The organism is Mixta sp., assembly GCF_024610815.1.
In the GTDB taxonomy this organism is placed as follows: Bacteria; Pseudomonadota; Gammaproteobacteria; order Enterobacterales; family Enterobacteriaceae; genus Mixta; species Mixta calida.
The window spans coordinates 1-4640 of the sequence record NZ_JANION010000023.1 but is presented as its reverse complement, the minus strand read 5'-3'; the positions used below and the strand labels follow the sequence as shown (position 1 = coordinate 4640).

Sequence of the window (4640 nt, the reverse complement as noted above, 5' to 3'; positions counted from 1 at the left end):
GGTGTCGACTGCCTGCCCGGAAGAAAAAACCTTCATGCGTAGCAGCGTGCGCCAGCGGCGAGGAGTAAAGCGAGGGCAATTTTATTACTCCCGGCAATCTTTTTTATTCATGGACGCGATGATAAGCATTGGTACGAAATTGCCGATAGTTTAGTCAACGGGCCAATTAACCTTGCGCTTTTATTCTTTCAATTTCAGCGTTCCCTGACGGGAGCTAATTCGCAGGAATTTCTATGTTGGCAACCTCTTACGATACGCTCATGGTGGTCGTCTCCATCATCGTCGCTTTCCTCGCCTCCTATACCGCGCTGGATATGGCCGGGCGCGTGGTGACCAGCAGCGGGCTGGCCGCGCGCGTCTGGCTGCTCGGCGGCGGGTTTTCCATGGGTATTGGCATCTGGGCGATGCACTTTATCGGCATGCTGGCGATGAATATGCCGATGATGATGAGTTACAGCGGGCCGCTGACGCTGCTGTCGATGATTATCGCCATCGCCGCCTCGGTCTTTGCGCTATGGATCGTCTGTTACGGTGAGCTGCATGTGATGCGGCTCGGCCTCGGTGCGCTGGTGATGGGCAGCGGCGTCGTGGCGATGCACTATCTCGGCATGGCGGCGCTGATGTTTGAGCCTGGCATCGTCTGGGACTGGCGCTGGATCGCGCTCTCGGTAGTGATTGCGCTGCTGGCGTCGGGCGCTGCGCTCTGGCTGGCGTTCCGGCTGCGGCAGGGGCCTGGGCGTTTGACGCTGCTGCGCGCCGGCGCGGCGGTGGTAATGGGATTCGCCATTGCCGGGATGCATTACACCGGGATGGCCGCCGCCGGTTTTCCCACCTCCAGCCACGCTATGCATCAGGGCGTGAACAGTAACTGGCTGGCGATTTTGGTGGCGGTGGTCACAGTCTCGATTCTCGGCATCACGCTGTTAGTGTCGATGCTTGATGCGCGGCTACAGGCGCGCACCTCTATGCTCGCCTCGTCGCTGGCGGAAGCCAACCGCGAGCTGGCGCAGCTGGCGCTACACGATAACCTGACGCGCCTGCCCAATCGTATCCTGCTGGAAGATCGTCTCGATCAGGCGATTAATAAGGCGACGCGTGAAAACTCTCATTTTGCCCTGATGTTTATGGATCTTGACGGTTTTAAGGCGGTTAATGACGCGTTCGGCCACCATATCGGCGACAGCCTGCTGGTGGCGGTGGCCGAGCGCATGACGTCGAACATGACCGGCCATTACACTTTGGCGCGGCTGGGCGGTGATGAATTTGTGCTGCTGACAGAGATGGAAGATCCGAACGACGCCGCCGCCATCGCGGATGCGCTGGTTAAGCTGATAGAAAAGCCCTTTGTGATCTCCCGTTACGAGCTGATGGTGTCGCTCAGCATCGGCATCGCGGTTTATCCGGGCGACGGCATCGATGAGCGCGAGCTAATGTTTAACGCCGACGCCGCCATGTACCACACCAAAAACAACGGACGCAACGGCTACAACTTCTTCCAGCCCTCAATGAATACCATTGCGCAAAGTCAGTTGCAGCTGGTCAACGATCTCTGGCTGGCGCTGGAACGCGATGAGCTGCGGCTGTTTTACCAGCCGAAATATACCGCGCCGAGCGGCCCGATAGTCGGTTTTGAGGCGCTGCTGCGCTGGCAGCATCCGCAGCGCGGCCTGCTGTCGCCCGATGTTTTTTTGCCGCTGGCGGAGAAAAGCGGCCTGATTATTCATGTCGGCAACTGGGTGATCCACGAGGCGTGCCGTCAGCTGCGCAGCTGGCATTTGCAAGGGCATGAAAACTGGTCGGTAGCGGTAAACCTGTCGGCGTTACAGTTTGAACAGAACAGCCTGGTGGAGACGGTGGTGACGGCGCTGGAACAGCACCATATTCCGCCGCATCTGCTAACGCTGGAAGTCACGGAAACCACCGCCATGCGCGACCCGGATGAAAGCGTGCGCATTCTGACCGCGCTGACCGACCTTGGCGTGCGCGCCTCGATTGATGATTTCGGCACCGGCTATTCCAGCCTGCTCTATCTCAAACGCCTGCCCGCCAGCGAGCTGAAAATCGACCGCGCCTTTGTCAACGAACTGCGGGAGAACAGCGGCGACGCCACCATCGTTTCGGCGATTGTGGCGCTGGCGCAGTCGCTCAACCTGAAGGTGGTGGCGGAAGGGGTGGAAACCACCGAACAGCAAACCTTTCTCACCAACCTCGGCTGCAACAGTTTGCAGGGGTATCTGTTAGGCAAACCGATCCCGCCGGATCGCGTGCCTGAACTGAAAGAGTTTGTCTGTAAAGAAAATACCCATCCGGTAGCCTGACGCCGCGCTCCGACCCCGCGCTGATAAACAGGGCGGGGCCCTGTCCCTTATCCGCTGAAGAAACTATAATAGCCGCCAGTTATTATCTAAAGGCCTATAACAGTTCATGGCGAAATATCTTCAGCTGGTGGAGCAAATCCAGGCGCAAATCGACGCCGAAGTGTGGCAGCCAGGTGAAAAACTGCCCTCGCTGCGCGATCAGGTCAGCCTGAGCGGGATGAGTTTAATGACCGTGATGCACGCCTATCAGGTGCTGGAAAGTCAGGGCATTATTGTTTCCCGCCCCCAATCCGGCTACTATGTGGCGCCGCGCGCGGAATTTCTCAGCCAGCCGACCACTCATCAGAAGGTACAGCTGGCGGAAACCGTTGATATCAACGCCTTTATTTTTGACGTGTTACAGGCGTGCCGCGATCCGCTGATCGTTCCGTTCGGCTCCGCCTTTCCCGACCCGGAGCTTTTTCCCCAGCGCCAGCTGATGCGCGCGCTGACCAATGTCTCCCATAGCCTGACGCCGCGCGACGCCATTAACAATCTGCCGCCGGGCAACGAGGCGTTGCGCAAAACGCTGGCGCGTCGCTATGCGCAGCAGGGCATTACCGTATCGCCGGATGAGATTGTCATTACCAACGGCGCGATGGAAGCGTTGAGCCTCAGCCTGCAGGCGGTAACGGAGCCGGGAGACTGGGTAGTGGTGGAGAACCCCACCTTTTATGGCGCGTTGCAGGCGATCGAGCGGCTTAAATTGAAAGCGGTGGCGATCGCTACCGATCCGCAGCACGGCATGGATCTGGACGAGCTGGCGCAGGCGTTAAGGCGCTGGCCGGTAAAAGCCTGCTGGCTGATGACCAACCAGCAAAATCCGGTGGGTTTCACCCTGAGTCGGGAGAAAAAAAGGGCGCTGGTAAAACTGCTGGCGGAGCATCAGGTCGCGCTGATCGAAGATGACGTTTACAGCGAGCTCTGGTTCGGCGCAGATAAGCCGCTGCCGGCGAAAGCCTTCGATCGTCAGGGCGGCGTGCTGCACTGTTCCTCATTCTCTAAAAACCTGGTGGCCGGATTTCGCGTCGGCTGGGTGGCGGCGGGACGACACGCCCAGCGCATTCAGCGTTTGCAGCTGATGAGCACGCTTTCCACCAGCGCGCCGATGCAGCTGGCGTTAGCGAACTATCTCGGCACGCGCAGCTACGACAGTCATCTACGCAAGCTACGTCAGGTGCTGGAGCAGCGTAAAAATCTGGCGCGCCAGTCGCTGAAGCGGCATCTGCCTTACGGCACCCGCATTAACGATTCGCGCGGCGGCTATTTTCTATGGATTGAACTGCCGCGCCAGGTCAACGCGACGCAGCTTTACTACCGCGCGCTGGAGCACAACATCAGCATCGCGCCGGGCAGCATGTTTTCGTCGGGTCAGCAGTATGAGAACTATTTTCGCTTTAATACCGCCTGGCCATGGGATGACGCGCAGGAGGCGGCGGCGGCGATTCTTGGCGGCCTGATCGCCGCCATGATGTAGCGAAGCGCGCGGCCCGTTTCAGACCAGGCTGCGGTCAGACCGCCGCAGCGGGCTTGTTGCCCCAGGTGAGGTGGTAGACATCATAGAAATCCACTTCGCCTTTCAGCGTCAGCAGTTTATCAATGCCCGCCTTAACGTGTTCAGGCGTGGAGGGATGATTGAGAATGTCGTTCACCGCCGCGTCTGACAGCGTCCGCACGTAATACCATTCGCCGTTGTAGCAGACGCGCAAATCCAGCGTATCAATATCCTCAAAGCGATATTTCGGATTGATATCCAGCAGCATCAGAAAGCTCATCAGCAGCACGAATGCGGTCGCGCCCCAGAAAGCGGGCCAGCCCAGATAGTCGGTTGTAAAGATCAGCGCAACGCAAAGGGCATAGCAAATATACATCGTCAGCCACAGGCCGGGATGGGTCTTCAGAAAATTGAAGCTAAAGCGCGGCTTGTTATCGCGCAGCTCTTCACGATTCAGCGTATCGATTTCACGCAGCAGGATCTGTTTGATGGCATCCATTGTTTTACCTCGGTCATTGAAGCCAACGAGAGCGAAATTAAACCATGAGTGTAGCAAGGATGACAGAAACAGATTTCAGCAAAAAAGCTATAACAGTTTATGCAAAGTAGTAACAAACGGGGACTGGGCGGCAACATCAACCTTAGCCGTATGCGGTGTAAAAAAGCAAATATTCTTCGGTAAGCGGACTCTATTCAGGGAAAGGAAAGGCGAATAAACCCCGTGCTGGCCGGTCAAGAGAAGAATTTGAGTTAAGTCTTATAAATTAATCATTTATGTGACGCAGAAG

General features: G+C 57.3%; 3 protein-coding genes. 2 read left to right on the top strand and 1 reads right to left on the bottom strand.

Annotation, left to right across the window (positions count from 1 at the left end; all coding sequences use genetic code 11):
* The first annotated feature begins 233 nt into the window (after positions 1 to 233).
* Entirely contained in the window at positions 234 to 2318 is a 2085-nt protein-coding gene (locus MYY08_RS01205) for a putative bifunctional diguanylate cyclase/phosphodiesterase (RefSeq protein WP_288012619.1), read from the top strand.
* 106 nt (positions 2319 to 2424) lie between these two features.
* Positions 2425 to 3834 (top strand): aminotransferase-like domain-containing protein, encoded by a 1410-nt coding sequence (locus MYY08_RS01200; protein ID WP_038624140.1) that lies wholly within the window; start codon positions 2425 to 2427, stop codon positions 3832 to 3834.
* Positions 3835 to 3868: 34 nt separating this feature from the next.
* Here the strand turns inward: MYY08_RS01200 and MYY08_RS01195 are convergent, their stop codons facing one another.
* Positions 3869 to 4351, bottom strand: a complete 483-nt coding sequence (locus MYY08_RS01195; RefSeq protein ID WP_038624141.1) for a YlaC family protein — start codon at positions 4349 to 4351, stop codon at positions 3869 to 3871.
* Positions 4352 to 4640 lie beyond the last annotated feature (289 nt).